This is a genomic window from Burkholderia sp. GW821-FHT14F03, assembly GCF_058803765.1.
In genome coordinates this window covers 24,176-42,501 of the sequence record NZ_JBXAPG010000001.1, presented here as the reverse complement: position 1 = coordinate 42,501, position 18,326 = coordinate 24,176, and the positions used below count along the sequence as shown (strand labels likewise).

Here is an 18,326-nt window from a genome sequence, read left to right as displayed (position 1 = left end):
GCAATCGCCATGTTTCAATTCGAAGGTCAGATACCGTTCACGCGTCCAGCCGCTGCGGCCAACGGCAATGATGCGCGTCTCGGGGGGCAGGCTGCTGTGCAGATGCGCCATGTAGAGCGCCGGAAGCGGCTTGCGCGCGGCCAGATCGCCGGCGCCGCCGAAAATCACCATGTCGAGCGGCCGCTCGGGCGCGGAAGAAAAGGCGTGCGTGTTCATCGTCTACTTGGTGAATCAATGGTTGGCAAACCGGGGGACCGGCACGCCTAACAGGCGCATCGTCGATGTTCGCGGCGTCAGTCAGTCAGCCGGCCCGCCGACGATCGCGTCGCGCACCTGCCTAGCACTGCCGAGCTTCAGCACGCGCCGGGCCAATGCGCGGCACGCGTCGAAGTCGAGCTTCGCCAGTTCCGCCTTGATCGCGGCAATCGCGGGCACGCTCACCGATAACTCATCGACGCCCAGCCCGACGAGAATCGCCGTCGTGGCAGGATCGGAGGCCATCGCGCCGCATACGCCGACCCACTTCCCGTGGGCGTGCGCGCCCGCCACCGTCAGGTCGATCATCTTCAGCACGGCCGGATGCAGTGTATCGACCTGAGACGACAGCTTCGCATGCCCACGATCGATCGCAAGCGTGTATTGTGCGAGATCGTTGGTGCCGATCGAAAAGAAGTCGACCTCCCGCGCCAGCGCCTCGACGATCGCCACCGCCGCAGGCACTTCGACCATCACGCCGATTTTGACCGGATGCGGATATTTCTGCTGCTCGTCCTGCAGGATGCACTTCGCGGCCAGCACCTCGTTGAGATCCGAAACCATCGGGAACATGATGTGAAGGTCTCCGTGCGGCGCCGCGCGCAGCATCGCGCGCAACTGATTGCGGAACAGCTCGGGATACGCGAGGCTGACGCGAATGCCGCGCAGGCCGAGGAATGGATTGGCTTCCTTCGGGAGCGGCAGGTAGCGCAGCGGCTTGTCGCCGCCGACGTCAAGCGTACGTACGACGAACTTCCGCGCTCGCCCGAGTTCGGCCGCAATGGCCTCGTAGGCGGCGGCCTGCTCGTTTTCGTCGGGCGCGGTCGCGCGATCTTCGAACAGGAATTCGGAACGCAGCAGTCCGACTCCTTCGGCGCCCGACGCAACCGCCTCCTTCGCTTCCACCACATCCCGCACGTTCGCGACAACTTCCACGCGATGACCGTCGCGTGTGCTGCCGATCCGATGTGCGGCCTGCTCGTTCGCCCGCCGCTCAGCGACTTCGGCATCCATGCGCCGCGTCACGTCGGCGAGCAGTTCGGGATCGGGATCGATCCGTAGCAGCCCCGCCGTGCCGTCGAGCACCGCGGCCGCACCGTCGCTCAGGGACAGCGCCTCCGCGTCGATTCCGCAGATCGCCGGAATCCCCATCGACCGCGCGAGGATCGCCACGTGGCTCGTCGGGCCGCCGGATACCGTGCACAGGCCGATGACCTTGCTGCGGTCCAACGATACCGTGTCCGATGGCGTCAGGTCATCGGCGAGAACGATCGACCGGTCTCCGAAGACTGGCATTGCGCGCCGAACGCCGGTCAGCAACGACAGTACGCGCGTGCCGACGTCACGGATGTCCGTCGCCCTCTCGCGCAGCAACGGACTCGGGTGGCCGGCCAGCCGCCGGGCGACGGCCTGGCACGCTTGGTACCACGCCCCCGGTGCGCTCGCACCGGTGCGCAGATTGGCTTCCGCGGCATCAAGCAGCACCGGATCCTCGAGCAACGCGAGATGCGCATCCATGATCTCAGCCCGACACGCGGCCGATTCGCCGCCACCGGCCACAAGCGCCTGAATCTGCTCGCCCGCGAGCCGCAGCGCCGTGGACAGGCGCGGACGCTCGTCGTCAAACGTACCGCCCGCTTCGTCGAACTCGAGCTCGGCTCCGCGCCACTGTACGATACTGCCGACGGCGAGCCCAGGCGACGCGCCGACGCCCGCGAACGTTCCCACCGCCGCATCCGCGGCTGCGGCGCGCGCCGTGTCCTGCCACCGTGGACCGGACGCGGCGACATGGTCGATACGCTCGCCGCACCCATCCAGCAGCACACCCACGAGGCGCTCGAGCGCCTGCGCGGCATCGCCGCCGCGCGCGCTCACGCACACTTCGTCACCCTGCCCCGTTGCGAGTGCCATCACGTCGACCGCCGATTTCGCATCGGCGTCGAGCGCCCCGCACGACAGCACGACGTGCGCGGAGAACTGCCGCGCCTCCCGCGCGAGTACCGAGGCAGGCCGAGCATGCAAGCCCGCGGGGTTCGGCAGTAGGATAAACGGGGAATACAACCACTCCCCGTCCTGCTCGGGCACTGCACCGCCGGTGGTCTGCGATGCGAGATGCAGCGTCAGCAGCACGCTCTTTCCCGCTTCGACGGCGCCCACGCTCTTGTCCATCCGCGACACGCACTCGCTATTCACGACGACGATTTCCGTGAGCATGCTCGCCGCATACGCGGCCACGTGCGCCAAGTCGAAACGCAGCAGCGGTTGACCGGCGAGCACGTCGTCCCCCTTCGCGACGAGCGCGTCGAAGCCCTCGCCGTCGAGCATGACCGTGTCGATGCCGACATGCACCATCACCCTGACGCCCCATTCGCCCTCGACGACGACCGCATGCCTCGATGCGTGAAGATCGATCACGCGCCCTGCGATCGGCGACAGCACGATATTGGTCTGCGGATTGATCGACAGGCCGTCGCCGACCATCTTCTGCGCGAACGCGGGATCCGGGACCGCTTCGATCGGCACGACCGTGCCCGACAGCGGCGCAAGCACGCTCATCTGAATTTGTTTAGACAACATACGCACTCCTGAAAATCGCAACGTTGAAAACGACACGCTGGAAGCCCCGGATCACCACCAGCTTTCGACTTGCGCACCGATCATGTTCGTCGAATTCCGGCCCGCCGACCACGAACCCCAGTTCATCCCCTGCGCGTCGAGCGCCGCCTGATTCCACGCGACATGGGTCGCGTAAAGGCGCAGCTCGGGGCGCGTCATCAACTCGGGCCCCGTACTGAATGCAAGCGCCGCTGTATATTTGTCTAGCTTCTGAAGCGGCCCACCGTTGGCGCGCAGCGTCGTCCAGCCGCATTCCGTCAATAGCTTTACGTTGTGCGCGACCGCATACGACAGGCGGCCTCCGAACGACGTGCCCGTAGCGCTGCCGGAATCGTGCTGACCCTGACTACGCTGGTACACCGCCAGCGCCTGACCGCCGAAGCGTCCGAATTGCCAGTTTACCGAATCGACCAAGCGCACGCTGCGCGTGCCGCTCGGGTTCTCGAGCCCGCCGAATCCCGTCTCAAGCGACGCATAACCGGTGCTGCCCTGCAGCCATACCGAATTCGTCACGCCGGGCAGCAGGAAATTCGCGTGGTCATATTTGAACGTCAGTGCGGCGCCCGAACTGCCGCCGGGGAAATCTCCGCGCATCACTTCGCCGATTACGCGCAGCTTGCCGCCCTGCGTGACGGGAATGTCGTAGACGTCGACGTTCATCCGGGTCGCGTCCTTCCGGTTCAGCGTCGGGCTGTAATGCTGTTCGCTGCGGAACAGGCTGACGCCAAGCTTGCTCGATCCGATGAACGGGATGTTGGTCGCGCCGATGCCCGGATCGATCGTCGGGCCGCCAACACTGTAGAAGAAGTGGTCGACGATATGCACGTCCTCGCGCTCGATATAGCGCCGACCAGCCCAGAATTCCGTTTGCGGCGAGAATGCGTAGCCGCTCGTCGCGACGTACATTTCCTTGCCGAAATACTGGCCCTGGCCCTGCATCCCGCGGAAGTTCGCCTGCGGGTTCCAGTAGGTCGCAGTATAGGCCGCCGACCATGTGATACCGCCGTCGAAATGAAACGTCTTCTTGAAAGTGAGTTCCGCGTAGGTGTCGCCTTCGTTGCCGAGGCGGAACAATTCGGCACCGTTACCGAGCGCGTATTTGTTGACACCGCCAGTATCCGTCTTGTGCCCGGACACGAAGCCCGCGCGAACGTAGCCGTTGAAATTGAAGTCGTCGCCGAGATCCACCGCGAAAGCCCTTGTGCACGGGCAAAGCGAAGCCACCGCGATCAGCGTGCTGATCCACGTTTTCATGAAAGTCTCCAAATAATTATTGATTTAAATATTCGAGAACGTCTTCGCTACGCGTCTCTTTTTTGTAAAGGCCACATGCAGGTGCGATGCAGCGTCAGCGGATGCATGGCGCTCACTCGTGGCAAAGCCAGCTCCGACGTGGGGTAACAGCGCGTCGTGAACACCTCTTCGCCATCGTTCACGAAGATCTCGACCGAACTACTGTCGACAAATAGCCGAAGCCGCGTGACGTCCGATGCGCTCTCGCACTCCGCGAGGTCGTCGAAATGCCCGGCCATCGGGCAATGCCGAATGAGCGTGAGCGTGCCGCGACGTCCGTCGTGCACGATGCGCAGAGTTTGCTCGTCGCTTTCGAAGACGTGCAGCACCCAGTCCGCTCCGGAGCCCGCGTGGATCGACACGTCCAGTTCCCATGCCGCGCCCGGCGCCCGCGGCAGCGCCGCGGATTCGCCCGCCGCGAGGGCGGTCTCAGGCATCGTGACGGCCGCCCCACGCAGACGCTCGAGTTCGCGCAGCGGCCGCTGCCGTAGCCGCCTGCCTTCGAGACTCAGTTCGCGCGGGATCGTCAAGCAGTGAGTCCAGCCAGACGCGATTGTCGGCGTATCCGGCTGTAACGGCAGCCCCATCCAGCCGATCATCAGCCGTCGCCCATCCGGCGCAAGCAGCGTCTGGGGTGCGTAAAAATCGAAGCCGCGGTCGAGCACGCGAAAGGCGCCATACGAAAATTTCGGCGCGTCCAAGTCCACGTCGCCGACCAAATAACCAGCAACATCATCGCGGCGCGTCTCGCCGCCACGGGTTTCCTCGCTCTGCCAGCAGCCAATCAACACCGTGCTGCCACCGAGCTCGAACAGATCCGGGCACTCGACCATGTAGCAGGATGCAACCGACTCGACCAGTTCACCGACGATGCGCCAAGAACGCAGATCCGCGCTCTTGGCGAGCACGACGGTCCCGGTCAGATCGTCCCGCTGCGCACCGATCACTGCGTACCATGCATCGTTTTGCCGCCACACCTTCGGGTCGCGGAAATGGTCCGTATAGCCGGGTGGCGCGCCGTCGATCACTGGCCCGAGCTTGTCGAACCGCTCGCCGTCGGACGACCGTGCGAGACACTGATAGCTCGAGCGGCCGCCCGCGTCATCGCGCACGTTGCCGGTATACATCAGCACCATCGCACCGCCGTCGTCGATCGCGCTGCCGGAATAGCAGCCCTGCGCGTCGTACGGCATGTCCGGCGCGAGCGCGATCGGCATGGACTCCCAATGAATCAGGTCCGTGCTTTTCGCGTGAGCCCAGTGCTTGTTCAGATGCACGCAACCACTCGGATTCCATTGATAGAACACGTGATACGCGCCTTGCCAGTAGATCAGTCCATTCGGATCGTTGATCAGCCCTTGCGGCGGACACAGATGGAACGACGGCCGCCAGCGATCGGCGATGACATCGAGATCGGTCACGTTAGGCACCGGCGATCTCTCCGTATGCCACCTTCGCCTTGACGCCGCGCAGCCACGTACCGGCAAATGCAACCGAGAATGCGAGCACGCCGCCGATCAGGTAGTTCAGAATGCCGTCCGGGCGGACGATTGCCAGCCCCGGCAGGCCGGTCAGGCCGATGCCCGTCATGCCGACGTGCGTCGCAACCACCCAGCCGCCGCCGACCGCACCGCCGATCGCCGCGAACACGAACGGCCAGAAGAACCGCAGGTTGACGCCGAAAATCGCGGCTTCGGTGATCCCCATCAGGCACGACAGCGCAGAGGGCACCGCGATTTGCCGGATCTTCTCGTCGCGCGTCGTGAAAAACACGGCGAGCGCCGCGCCACCTTGCGCGACATTGGCCATCGACCAGATCGGCAGCAGGAAATTAACCCCGATCGACGGATTAGTGAGCAGACCCGTCTCGATCGCATGGAAACTGTGATGGATGCCCGTGACGACGATCGACGAATAGAGGCCACCGAACACCACGCCGGCGAGCGCGCCACCATGCTGATAGATCGCCTGCAGGCCGAACGACAGGCCATCGCCAAGCGCGCGCCCGATCGGGCCGACCACCGTCAGCGCGATCGCGCCCGAGATCAGCAGCGTCAGGAACGGCGTGAAGATCAGATCGATCGCGTTCGGCATGAATCGCTTCACGCCACGCTCGATCCACGACATCATCCAGACCGCCAGCAGGATCGGCAGCACCGTGCCCTGATAACCGACTTTCGCCACGTGCAGGCCGAACAGATCCCAGTATTCGTGCACGCCGCTGCCGAGCGTCCAGGCGTTCTGCAGGTCCGGGTGGATCATGATCCCGGCGAGTGCCGCCGCCAGGAATGGCGATACGCCGAAATCGCGGGCCGCCGAGAATGCGATCAGGATCGGCAGGAACACGAACGCCGTGCTCGCGAAGATGTTCAGGATCTGGAACACGGCGCTGTCGCCGGTGATCCACCCCATGCTCTTCAGCATGCCGAGCAGGCCCATCAGCAAGCCCGATGCGACGATCACCGGAATGATCGGCACGAAGATGTTCGACAGCGTGCGCGCGAGCTTCTGCGCGGCGTTCTGCTGGGCGACGGCGGCCTGCTTCACGTCCTCGAGCGATCCGGTTGCCGACGCACCCAGCAGCGCTTGCAGCGCATCGTGAACCTTCTCGACGGTGCCCTGGCCGATGATGATCTGCACCTGTCCGGCGCCGCTGAACGACCCTTTCACGAGACCGAGCGCGCCGATCGCCGTATGGTCGACCTGCTCGGCGTCATGAACGACGAGCCTCAGTCGGGTCGCGCAGTGCGAGAGCCGCGCAATGTTCGCGGGACCGCCCACCAACGGCAGCAGCGCCTGTGCGGTGTCGATTTCAGTCATTTGTCTCCTCCACTTCCTGGTTGTCATGGTATCGGTGCCATATGGTATCGATACCACATTACCGAATAGTTCAACCGGCTCGTTCGCGACCCGCATCTTCGGTCAAACACCATCGTAATGGGACCGGCTCAGGTGCTCCGCCGCAATACGAGCCGATACGGCATCACCACCCGCGCAACGTCGCCGCTCTTGGCTTCGCGCATGTCCAGCATCAGGCGGGCAGCCTTCGCGCCCGTGTCCGCATAGTTGTAATGGACGGTCGTCAACGCAGGACGCACCATCCGCGCCATGTCACTATCGCCCATTCCCGCGACCGCCATGCCGTCGGGTACCCGGATGCCGTGGTCGTGCAAACACGCCATCACGCCAACCGCGAGCCGGTCGGTCACGGCCAGAATCGCGGTGCAGCGCGCCTTGCCCGTCGCTCGCAAGAGACGCTCCACCGCTTCCTCGCCTGCTTCGGCCCGGAAGCTCACGCGGACGACCAAATCCGGATCGACCAGTAATCCATGCGCCTGCAACGCATCGACATAGCCGGCCGTTCGCTCTCCGCCGACCTGAAAATCCTCTTCGCCCACCGTCACCAACCCGATCCGCGTATGCCCGCAATTGAGCAGATGCTCGGTCATCTGGCGTGCCGCCGAGCGTTCGTTCTGAATCACGCTCGTGACGCCCAGATGGCTCGCGTCCTGCCCGATCATCACGATCGGGAGGCCCGCCTCGCGGATCGCATTGATCAGACCGCCGTTGACGGTCGTCGCCAGATGCAGCACGCCCGCGACCCGCTGCCTGCGGAACAGATCGTAGGCGGCCTCTTCTTCCGCCACCGAATTGTCCGTGTTGGCCAGCAGCATCTGGTACCGTAGCGGCTCGAGTGTCGACGAAATGCCGGCGACGACCTCCCCCGTCGTATACGAGTTGATCTTTGGAATGATCACGCCGATCAGCCCGGACCGATGGGATTTTAGCTGCTTCGCCAGTTCCGACGGCGTGTAATGCGTCTGCGATATCACGGCTTCGATGCGCTCGCGCACCTCGGCCTTCACATATCCGGAGTTATTCAGTACCCGCGAAACCGTCGACGTCGATACACCAGAGAGCGTCGCAATATCACGGATCGTCAGTCTTTTATGTGGCATCGTTACCATGTGCGGAAGATACGATGTGCCGACCGATCTGTAAAATGGGGTAAACACGGTAATGCCGTTCAGCTATGGGCCGGGCCCCCTCGGCCTCGCCGATATCGAGTTCGCACGCGAGGCATGCAAGACATCGCTGACATCCACCGCGATCCGCTACGCGGAGCTGACGGACGACGCCATCGCGGTCATTCTGAGCACGGGCCGTGTCATTGGCAGCCGGGGCGACAGCTACGACAATGCGCTGGCTGAAACGATCGACGGCCTGTGCAAGACGGAACTGATTCATCGGCGCGCCCCTTGGAAAACGAGGGAATCCGTCGAACTGGCAACGCTGGAATGGGTGGCCTGGTACAACCATCATCGCCTGATGGAACCGCTCGGCTATATCCCGCCTGCTGAAGCTGAGGCAAACTACTACAGGCAATTCAGAAATGCCGCTGACGTGTCCGCATTAACTTAAACCAACCAGCCTCCACGATTCCCGGTGCGGTTCATTCCGGTGCGAACACTGTGGCCCCACCAGTTGATGAAACTGGACTGACCGGGGCGCGACCATTGGGCCACCGCACGGTTTGCCTGGGCTTGCGGGATCTTGCCGATGCCCGCCAGCGTGCGGGTTGTTGCCGAGTTCCCGGTCCTAAAATGCTCTGGATCGATCAGAGCCACGCACGCGACATCGCCATCCCGACGGCGGCCGGGCGCATCGAAGCGATTGTCATCGATATGACGGCCGTCCATGAATTGCGAACTGCCCGCCGGGCGAAAATCGTCGATGACCTGTTTCGTGGCGTGACCAAGCCGTTGACCGCGACCAGACCGGCCAGCTTCGGCATGATTGTCCGGCGCGCAGCGCTGCCGCGCAGCCGGCGACAGCTTGCGATATGGGGCCCTCGATCAAATCAAACCGAGTGCCCCATCCATCAATCAAAGGCCCTTGGTTGGAATGGTGCTGAAGAGCGTTTTCATAAACGGCTTCCCCGTTGTCGAGTACATCCACATCGTGTACTCCATACCGAATCCGACCGTAACTTTTTCAGCCTCGATCACCGAAACCGGAAGCTGAAAAACGACAAACTCACCATTTGGAATACTTCCAGTGTATTTGTCAGCCGTATAAATCCACGAGACATTCGCCTGGCCATTTTGGCGCTGGTCAACGCTCAGATTCGGCATGGATCTCGACGAACCGAAACTAAACGAGGGAGACAGGCTAACCGCGCCCTTGGGATCAATCGACCCGCCAAAACTGAATCCGTCATTGTAGCCAATCGTCCCCACCGAACTTGATGGCGTGACTGTAGAGACAGATACGCCGCCAAGACTTGTACATTCGTATGGCAAGGACGGCGCTCTTCCGCCACTGACGAAGCAAGCAAATTTCGGATCCTTGTATGTGTTCTCGTCGGATGAATCACTATAGACCCGCAATTTATCCAGGCCGGAATCATGCGCGAAAACTCTGATGCCGACAGATTTCGAGAGTGTGTTTGACGCATTGCACTCACCTTTCGGATTTGATTGACCCGCGCTATTACCCCTTTTTTGATAGAGGACATCTCCACTGCACTGCTTGTAGGCATTTCCAAGAACTTGAACGGCCAACCTTGGGATACCGTCGCTACCCTTCCAGATAACGCTGACAATCTCGCCAGACATGCTGGCGTAATTTAGATTCTTTCCGTTGTTTGGCACTCCGTCATCGGAGGGAGATGATGCAATCGATGTCCTGGTATACGAGCACGCCATTTTTCCTTTATTCTGGGACGCCAGTTTATTCGCGTCCGCGCATGCCAGGCCGATATCCTCAAACTTCGAGGTGGAAAAATTTGAGGCAGCCATCACATCGAAAATAAATAATTGAGAAAAAATCAATGCCGAAAAGGCAATTTTTACGTCATTCATATCGATCCCTTTTTATTAAAAAACACCTTGGCCGCCCGGCGGCGGCATGCGCCTTCTTCGCGGCTCAAAGAATCCCGCTACCCATGCAAATTTTGAATTGAGTGCCCGGCGACGGGAAATTCAAGTCTTCCGGTCGAAATTAATTCGCCCATGGTTCTTCGCGGCACCTTCGCCGCAATTCAGCAGGAAGGCGTCATTTCACCGTCACGTAATAATTGACGCTACCTGTCAGCACCGGGATAGGAACACTTGGAGGCGTATTAGGCGGAAGAAGGCTTGGGTCTTGATAATAAATGACGCTCCCGCCCAAAAAGATACTCCCAGCCGTGCTTTTTGGCGAGATTTGGACCAATGGCCGAAACTCGATATCCCCTTTTACGTTAACCACGCCATTTGCCTGAGGATCAATCTTGCACTGCAACTCGGTATTGCTGGCATTTGTCTTGCAATTGGTCGCCAAGCTGATACTGTTGCTCACAACAGCAACCGTGTATTGAGGCAAGAAAGTAAACGTATTGGGAGGCGCCGTGAATATCACATCCAAAGGCTCCCGTCCAAAATGAATGGGATCCGAGCCGGGAACGGTCAGCTTATATTTGACGCTAACCAATAATACTTGACCAGGCACTCCGCCAGCATTGGCCGGAGGACCATCTTGAGCAAAAATGGGCGGACCTGCCATTGCCGCCGTCGATCCAAAAAGCAGGGCACCCCAAAAAACCAGAGCAGACACCAATGACGATAGCCTCGGCATGATTAAACACTCCTTGAATTATACTTTCATGGCCCTTATAATTCCTGAACATCACAACGAATGACACCGCGATTGTGAAGGGGGCGCAAAAACACTTTCAAATACGCCTCAACACCATTTCAAAATAATTTCTAATCACCCGAGAAAGCATAAGCAATACGACACACTTCTTTCCAATTGCGACTTTATGCACTTCGGATATCTAATTTTTAATAAATCGCCAATTTACTTCTTCGCGCCGTTTAATTTTGATTGCTGTCGCACAAACGCGCTTGGAAGCGAGACGGCTTACCTTGTTAACCGCCAATCCCCCTAAAGCAAAAACGGCGGAGCCCCCACCGGGACCCCGCCGTCTCAATCCAACCAGCCCTACACCCCATCCTCAGCGCAACGCCTTCACATCCCCCGCACTGACATTCGCCGGCTGCCCGCCCCAGCTTGCCCTGAGGTAATTCGCGAGCAACGCCAGATCCTGATCGCCGAGCGTCCGCGCGAACCCCGGCATCGCCTGCATGTTCTCGACCCCGGCGAACCGCTGCTCCTCGATCCCATCGAGCATCGCGACCAGCAGGTTGTGCGGATCGGCCTGTCTGAGCGTCGAATTCCCGCGCATCGGCACGGCCACATGCGGCTTGCCCTCGCCGGACAGTCCATGACACCCCGCACACACCGCGAGATACACCGAACGCCCCGCCGCGAGCTGCGCGGCATCCGCCGAAACAGCCTTGAGCGGTTCCGGCGCGGGCGGCGTATCGCCCATCAAATACACCGACAACGCGCGCAAATCATCCTGCGTCATATATTGCGTGCTCAGATGCACGACCGGATACATCTCGCCGAACGCCGACCCTTGCTGCGCGATCCCGACACCGAACAGCGTCTGCAGATCGGCCCCGGTCCAGCCACGCGCGGCCAGCCCCGTCGGCGTGATATCCGGCGCGATCACGCGCCCGAGCGCCGCGCCATGCAGCGGCTTGGCCTTATCCAGCTGCCCGAACACCCCGCGCGGCGTATGACACTCCGCGCAATGCCCCAGCGCATTCGCCAGATACCGCCCGCGCTGCCAATCCGCCGACTTCCCCCGCGACGCATCGGGCAGCGTGTCCGACAGGAACATCATGTTCCAGACCGCCATCCCGAAGCGCATGTTGTACGGGAAGCTCAGCTCGTGCGCGCGGCTCTCGACCGCCACCGGCTTCACCGTCATCAGATACGCATACATCGCGTCGGTATCCGCGCGGCTCAGCTGCCGATACGACGTATAAGGCATCGACGGATACAACTGCTTGCCCGGCGCTTTCCCATCATGCAGCGCGGCATAAAACTCCGCCGCGCTCCACTTGCCGATCCCGTCATCCTTGTCCGGCGTGATGTTCGAGCCATAAAACGCGCCATACGGCGAATCGAGCTTCACCCCGCCCGCAAACGGCGCGCCGTCCTTCGCGGTGTGACAGGCCGCACAGTCGGCCGCCTTCACGAGATATCGGCCGCGCGCGATCAATTCGGGCGTCGGCACGGCCGCAACGCTCGGCGTATCGTGCGAGCCGCACGCGGCGAGCGCCGCCGCGCACAGACCAAGCAGCGTCGCATGGCGCGCCGCGCGCGCGAACCGGGCCCCCAGTGTCGTCATCGTGCTCATGCCGCGTCCTTCACGAGTCCGGGCGTGCCGAGCACGAGATCCTTCACCGCCTCGTAATAGCGCACATACCCCGTGCAACGGCACAGATGCGGATTCAAGGCCTCGGTAATCACGCTCTCGACATCGGCGCGCGCGATCGGCGCGAGCTTCAGCCGTTCGAGCAGCACGGTCGCCGCATTGACGAACCCCGGCGTGCAGTACCCGCACTGGAAACTGAAGTGCTCCAGGAACTTCTGCTGGATCGGCGAAAGTTCGACCACGTCACCCGCGTCGTTGCGCTTCGCGTGCCCCTCGACCGTCCGCACCCGTCGGCCGTCGAAGAAATGCGCGCCGGTAATACACGTGCGCACTTCCTCGCTGCTGCCGTCCGGCTGATCGACGATCACGACGCACGCGTGACAAATACCCTGCCCGCACCCGAGCCGCGAGCCGGTCAGGCCGAGATACTCGTGCAGGAAATCGATCATCATGATCCCGGCCGGCACCGGCATCGGCCCGACCGACTGGCCATTGACCGTCATGCTGAGCGGCTGCGGCCGATACTGAACGAGCGGACGCTCGACCGGCGCGGCCGCAGACGCGCCGCTGGCCGGCGCGGCCGCAGCCGCACTCGCGGCCGAAGCGTTTTGAACCTGGGAAGCCGTCGGCGCGCCGGCGGCGCCCTGGGTCGCCGATGCGGCAGGTTGGGCGGCCGTCATGCAAGTACCTCCTGAATGTTCTGCGGGGTCACCGGCAAATCGGTGAAACGGTGGCCGATCGCGTGCGCGATGCCGTTGACGATCGCGCCGACGACCGGAATCATCACGACCTCGGCGACGCCCTTCGGCGGATCGGTTTCGGACAGCGGCGGCAGGGTTTCGCCGGTCTGCGACCAGACGGCGACGTCCTTCGCGCGCGGCAGCTGGTAGCGGTTGAAGTTCCACGTACCGTTGCCGGGGCCGTCCTCGTAAAGCGGCAGATATTCGTGCAGCGCGTGACCGATGCCCATCGCGAGGCCGCCTTGCAACTGCCCCGACACGAGTTGCGGCGAAATCTGGTTGCCGCACTCCATGATCGAGTGGTGCGTCAGCAGCTCGACCTGCCCGCTCGCTTCATGCACGGTCAGCTCGACCAGCGTGCCGACCGCCGTGTAATAGGTCACGGCCGCGTTGTTGCGTTGCACGGGCGGAATGAACACACGCCGACGGTCGAGCACGTGATAACCGTTCGCAGTCGTCGGCAACGTGGACTTCGCAACCGCCGCGGCCGGCTTGCGCGACGCAGGCGCAGGCGCCGCCGCCGCACCGCTCGCCGCGGCACCCGCCGGCGTCCCGCCGCCCGCGCCATAGCGCAGCGACAGCCCGTCGATCGGCAGCCGATCCACGGTCCCGCCGACCTCGAACTCGGCCTCGGTCCATTGCCAGCGGTTGAACACGTGGACGACCGCGCCCGTCGGCAGGCCCAGTTCATAGGCCTTCTTCACGAGCCGCTCATACGGCAGCGCCTCGAGCCCGGCGGCCGTCAGACTGCCGTCGACCCAGCGCGCGTCCTCGAAGCGCACGACGAGCGGCGCGGCCTGGCCGCCGCCGATGCCTTGCCCCCAGATCGCGAGCGCCGCCGGCCACAGGCCGTAGCGGAACACCGCGCGCGCGGCTTCCTGCGTGCTGTGCGTGAAATAGAACGCGGAATTGGTCGCGCTCGACGGCGACGCATAGCTCGGCGTCCAACGCGGGTTCGCGCTCAGCCGGTCCTGATCGGCCTGCGACATCAGGTACGGATCGCCGCTCGTGACGACCGGCAGATCCGGCCATTCGGTCACCGCGACGCGCACCTCGGCAGCCGGCCGCCCAAGCCACTTCGCGACCGCGACGGCCTGCGAGGTCGACATCCCGGTGCCGATCTCCGCGCCCGTGTGATGCAGCGTGATCGCGCCGTTCTCGTCGAACTCGACTTTCGCCAGCGACGCCTCGGCGCCCGTGCCGAAGTCTTTCTGCACGCACGCGAAGCCGACGCCATAGCGCCGCCCCGGATGCGCGGCTTCGTAATCGGCCTTCTTCTTCTCGCGCTGAGTCCACAGCGGATGCTTCTTCGCGCGCTCGAGCACTTCGTCGGCGCGCACCGCACCGGCCGGAATCGCGCCCTGCGTGTTCTTCATCCCGGAGCGCAGCACGTTGCGCAGCCGGAATTCGATCGGATCGATCCGCAATTGCGCCGCGATCTCGTCGATCGCCATCTCGGTCGCCGCCATGCTCTGCAGCGTGCCGTAGCCGCGCGCGGAACCCGCGTCGATCGCGCGCGAGGCGATCGCGACGGCGGTGAAGTCGTTCTTCGGGAAGTAATAGATCGATTGCGCGGCGGTCGCGCCGACCATCGCCACCGACGGCGAGAAATTGCAGCGCCCGCCGCCGTTCGCCTCGAAGTCGCCCTTGAACGACTTGAGCAAGCCGGTTTCGCGCTCGACCGCGATGCGGTAATGCATCTTGAACGCATGCCGCTTGAGCGAGGTCTGGAACTGTTCGAAGCGGTCGTTCGCGAGCCGCACCGGCCGCCCGTCGCCATACAGCGCGGCCACGAGCCCGTAGAACGGCATGTTGCAGTGGTCCTTCGAGCCGTAGCCGACCGTGTAGCACGGGTGCACGAACATCTGCCTGACCGGGAAGCGGCACTTCGCGGCCATGCCGGCCGCGTTCTCGACCACTTCGAGCGGCGACTGGGTCGGCACCACGAGGTGCAGGGTCTGGGTCGCCGCGTCGTACCAGCAGTTCGCGTTGTCGGGTTCGAGCGCGGCGGTGTCGACGGACTGGGTCTGGTATTCGCGGTCGAACACGAGCCAGCCGGCATCCGGCTGGTCGAGTTCGTGCGCGATCCCGGCCGCGTGGAACATGCCCTGCTCGTCGAGCTTGCCGTGTTCCTTGCCGTCCGGCCAGACGGGCTCGTGCTTGCGCATCATGCTCGGAAAGATCGGCGCGTCCTTGAGGCTCGAGAACACGTCGTCGTCGTACGGCGTCGCGCCGCCCACCCGCACGTAGCGGAAGGTGCCCCACGGGTCGCGTTCGAGCGGCCCGGTGCTCGCGCCGTAGCGGATCACGTCGTCACGGAATTTCAGCGTGCTCTTGGCGAAACTGAAGCGCGCGAAATCGTGATAGATGAGGATCGCGACCGCATGGCCGAGATACGCGGGCGTCTTGCCGGCCGGCAGCAGCATGTCGTCGCCGTAGAACGCCGGAAACGCGAGGCCGTCGCGCGCCAGGTCGTCGGCCGTCACGATCCGGTCGGGTTGCAGGTCGTCGCCGAGCGACGTCAGGTCGAAGCCCTGGTACACACTGTCGGCCCGCGTGGCGCGCAGCACCAGCGCATGGGCCTGTTCCTTCGGCCAGTGCGGCATGTCGGACGCGCGGATGTCGCGCGCGAACACCTTCGCGCCGGTGACTTTCGCGATGCCGTCGATGCGGAATTTGGCTTGGCCGGTGGCGCTGTTCCATTGCACCGGCGTCAGGATTTTCTCTTCGAATAGCGCCGCAAATGCGCGGCTGCCGATCGGCGCGACGTACACCGTCACGCCAGCCAGCACGCTGGCTTTCAGAAAAGCACGCCGCGACAGGCCGTGTTTTCTCATGGAATCCTCCTACTGCGGCGCGCCATGCGCACCGCGCCCGCCCGCGGGCGGCCGTCTCAGAAACACGAGCCGTTGTGGGGGCCGGCTCGCAAAGGCGCGCATTATCGCGCAGCGCGCCGGCAAGCGGCTATGGTTTACTTCACATCCCGAGATTATCGGAATGCTTATGTGTCGAGCGGCGGCGGGCGGAGGAACGCCGCCCGCTCAGCAATACGGCTCGATCAGTACAGAATAGGCGACCGCGGCGCCCACGCAGAGGAAGAACAGGTGCAGCGCGATCTTGAACGACGCGAACCAGGACGGATCGTTGCGCATAGAAAGCTCCAGGCTGGCGAACGGTTCTCATCATGCGGCCGCGTCGATGCGCGCAACATGCGGAAGCGGCGAAGCGCCGCTCAGGCACAGACTGAACGCGCGGGCGCGCATTCCTGTTACCGTATCGGCCGAACAACACTCATCCCGCCCCAACACCATGCGATTCGATCTGACCGATCTGCGCCTGTTCATGCACGTCTGCGAAGCGGGCAGCATCACGGGCGGCGCCGAGCGCACCCATATCACGCTGCAATCCGCGAGCGAGCGGATTCGCGGCATGGAAGACGAACTGGGCGTGCCGCTCCTGCATCGCACCCGGAACGGCGCGCAGCCTACCGATGCGGGCCGCTCGCTCGAACACCACGCACGCGCGGTGCTGCAGCAGATCGAGCAGATGCGCGGCGAGCTGCAGCAGTACGGCGAGGGCCTGCGCGGCCATATCCGGCTGCTGTGCAACACCGCGTCGCTGAGCGAATACCTGCCCGAAGCCCTCGCCGCCTACCTGCCCCGCCATCCCAAGCTGACGATCAGCGTCGAGGAGCGCTCCAGCCAGGACATCGTCCATGCGATCCGCAACCGGGTCGCCGAATTCGGCATCGTCGCCGATTCGGTCGGGCTCGACGGGCTCGAACAGATCCCGTTCCGCGAGGATTGGCTGATCGGGATCGCGGCCGCCGGCCATCCGCTCGCGCGCCACGAACAGATCGCGTTCGCGGATCTCATCGACACGGATTTCATCGGCATGACGGACGGCAGCGCGCTGCAGGTGCACCTCGCCGAGCAGGCGAAGGCGCTCGGCAAGCGGATCCACTACCGGGTCCAGCTGAAGAGCTTCGACGCGATCTGCCGGCTGGTCGCGAGCGGCGTCGGCATCGGCGTGGTGTCGCGGCACGCGGCGCTGCGGGCGCGCGCGACCATGGACGAACTTCGCTTGGTGGAACTGACGGACAGCTGGGCGCACCGCAAGCTCACGCTCTGCGCGCGGCGCTTCGAGGACTTGCCCCGGCATACGCGCGATTTCATCGCATTCCTGTCGAACCCGCCGCAGTGAGGCGCGGCCGCCGTCATGCGCGCGCGGCCAGCATCATGTATACGCCGAGCGCGGCGAGCCCCGCGAAGAAGCAGCGCCGGAATGCGCGTTCGCTGATCACGCGCCGCAGGGCCTGGCCCAGCGCCATGCCGGCCAGCGCGGGCACGAGCGCGAGCGCCGACAGGCCGAGATCGACCGGCTGCAGGCTCGACGACAGGCCCAGTTGGACCGCGAGCGCGAGCGTCGAGGCGGTAAACGACAGGCCCAGCGCCTGAATCAGATCGTCCCGGCCGAACCGCAGCGACTGCAGATACGGCACGGCGGGAATCACGAACACGCCGGTCGCGGCCGTGACCGCGCCGGTCAGGTAGCCCACGAGCGGCGACAGCCAGATCTCATGGCGGCCCGGTTCGGGCAGGCGTGCGGCCGCGAGGCCCCAGGCGCCGTAGGCGGCCAGCACCGCGCCCAGCGCCGCGTGGGTCCACGCGGGTGCGGCGGCAAGGGTCGGCAGCCCGCCGACGAGCATCCCGGCGACGAGGCCCGCGATCAGCGTCCACAACCGGCGCAGCAGCGCGCGCACCGACGGCCCGAGCAGCAATTGCCAGACATTGGTCACGAACGACGGCACCAGCAACAGGCTCGCCGCCGCCGCGGGCGGCATCGCGAAACTCAGCAGGCCCATCGCGATGGTCGGCAGCCCGAGCCCGACCAGCCCTTTCACGAGGCCCGCCAGCAGGAACACGCTCGCGACGATCGCGGCCGGCTCGACATGCATGCGCCTCTCCTTGTGACGGCATCCAAGGCGCGATGATCGCAGCGCGGGGCCGCGAGGACCTATGCGGCTTTGCCTGAGCATTCCTGAGGCGACGCCCGCCGGTCCCGGGTTCGGGTTCGGGTTCGGGTTCGGGTTCGGGTTCGGGTTCGGGTTCGGGTTCGGGTTCGGGTTCGGGTTCGGGTTCGGGTTA

General features: G+C 63.8%; 13 protein-coding genes and 2 pseudogenes. 2 read left to right on the top strand and 13 right to left on the bottom strand.

Annotation, left to right across the window (positions count from 1 at the left end):
* Positions 1-27 precede the first annotated feature (27 nt).
* The 6 genes and pseudogenes from AC1RQF_RS00180 to AC1RQF_RS00155 all read right to left on the bottom strand — a co-directional run.
* Positions 28-216 (bottom strand): annotated as a pseudogene (locus tag AC1RQF_RS00180) (glucose-6-phosphate dehydrogenase); the annotation flags it as partial.
* Between the two features lie 81 nt (positions 217-297).
* Positions 298-2,832 (bottom strand): phosphoenolpyruvate--protein phosphotransferase, encoded by a 2,535-nt coding sequence (gene ptsP / locus AC1RQF_RS00175; RefSeq protein ID WP_492870960.1) that lies wholly within the window; start codon positions 2,830-2,832, stop codon positions 298-300.
* A gap of 51 nt (positions 2,833-2,883) precedes the next feature.
* A complete protein-coding gene (locus AC1RQF_RS00170; protein WP_273995750.1) occupies positions 2,884-4,125 on the bottom strand; it encodes a maltoporin in 1,242 nt (413 codons plus the stop codon).
* Between the two features lie 47 nt (positions 4,126-4,172).
* Positions 4,173-5,585 carry a glycoside hydrolase family 32 protein gene (locus tag AC1RQF_RS00165; protein ID WP_273995749.1) on the bottom strand — a complete coding sequence of 471 codons (1,413 nt, stop codon included), beginning with the start codon at positions 5,583-5,585 and terminating at the stop codon, positions 4,173-4,175.
* A gap of 1 nt (position 5,586) precedes the next feature.
* Positions 5,587-6,984 carry a sucrose-specific PTS transporter subunit IIBC gene (locus tag AC1RQF_RS00160; RefSeq protein ID WP_273995747.1) on the bottom strand — a complete coding sequence of 466 codons (1,398 nt, stop codon included), beginning with the start codon at positions 6,982-6,984 and terminating at the stop codon, positions 5,587-5,589.
* 128 nt (positions 6,985-7,112) lie between these two features.
* Entirely contained in the window at positions 7,113-8,123 is a 1,011-nt protein-coding gene (locus AC1RQF_RS00155; protein ID WP_492870959.1) for a LacI family DNA-binding transcriptional regulator, read from the bottom strand.
* Between the two features lie 211 nt (positions 8,124-8,334).
* Between AC1RQF_RS00155 and AC1RQF_RS00150 the strand changes: the two are divergent.
* Positions 8,335-8,586, top strand: a pseudogene (locus tag AC1RQF_RS00150) (integrase core domain-containing protein); the annotation flags it as partial.
* Here AC1RQF_RS00150 and AC1RQF_RS00145 read toward each other — a convergent pair.
* The 6 genes from AC1RQF_RS00145 to AC1RQF_RS00120 all read right to left on the bottom strand — a co-directional run bounded on the left by AC1RQF_RS00145 (position 8,583) and on the right by AC1RQF_RS00120 (position 16,016).
* The gene (locus AC1RQF_RS00145; RefSeq protein WP_273995743.1) at positions 8,583-8,864 is read right to left on the bottom strand and encodes a hypothetical protein; all 282 of its coding nucleotides are present in this window, start codon (positions 8,862-8,864) and stop codon (positions 8,583-8,585) included. The pseudogene AC1RQF_RS00150 and the gene AC1RQF_RS00145 sit on opposite strands and share 4 nt — an antisense overlap.
* Positions 8,865-9,050: 186 nt before the next feature.
* Positions 9,051-10,028 (bottom strand): hypothetical protein, encoded by a 978-nt coding sequence (locus AC1RQF_RS00140; RefSeq protein WP_492870958.1) that lies wholly within the window; start codon positions 10,026-10,028, stop codon positions 9,051-9,053.
* Between the two features lie 193 nt (positions 10,029-10,221).
* Positions 10,222-10,782: a hypothetical protein gene (locus AC1RQF_RS00135; RefSeq protein ID WP_273995740.1), complete on the bottom strand. Its 561-nt coding sequence runs from the start codon at positions 10,780-10,782 to the stop codon at positions 10,222-10,224.
* Between the two features lie 382 nt (positions 10,783-11,164).
* Positions 11,165-12,412, bottom strand: coding sequence for a cytochrome c (locus AC1RQF_RS00130; RefSeq protein WP_492871136.1), 1,248 nt, complete (start codon positions 12,410-12,412; stop codon positions 11,165-11,167).
* 5 nt (positions 12,413-12,417) lie between these two features.
* Positions 12,418-13,119, bottom strand: a complete 702-nt coding sequence (locus AC1RQF_RS00125) for a (2Fe-2S)-binding protein (protein WP_273995739.1) — start codon at positions 13,117-13,119, stop codon at positions 12,418-12,420.
* Positions 13,116-16,016, bottom strand: coding sequence for a xanthine dehydrogenase family protein molybdopterin-binding subunit (locus tag AC1RQF_RS00120; RefSeq protein ID WP_273995738.1), 2,901 nt, complete (start codon positions 16,014-16,016; stop codon positions 13,116-13,118). Before AC1RQF_RS00120 ends, AC1RQF_RS00125 begins: the two co-directional genes overlap by 4 nt.
* A gap of 472 nt (positions 16,017-16,488) precedes the next feature.
* Between AC1RQF_RS00120 and AC1RQF_RS00115 the strand changes: the two genes are divergently transcribed.
* A complete protein-coding gene (locus tag AC1RQF_RS00115; protein ID WP_273995737.1) occupies positions 16,489-17,382 on the top strand; it encodes a LysR family transcriptional regulator in 894 nt (297 codons plus the stop codon).
* Positions 17,383-17,395: 13 nt separating this feature from the next.
* On the opposite strand, the gene AC1RQF_RS00110 is transcribed toward AC1RQF_RS00115, so the two are convergent.
* Entirely contained in the window at positions 17,396-18,136 is a 741-nt protein-coding gene (locus AC1RQF_RS00110; RefSeq protein ID WP_492870957.1) for a sulfite exporter TauE/SafE family protein, read from the bottom strand.
* Between the last annotated feature and the right edge of the window lie 190 nt (positions 18,137-18,326).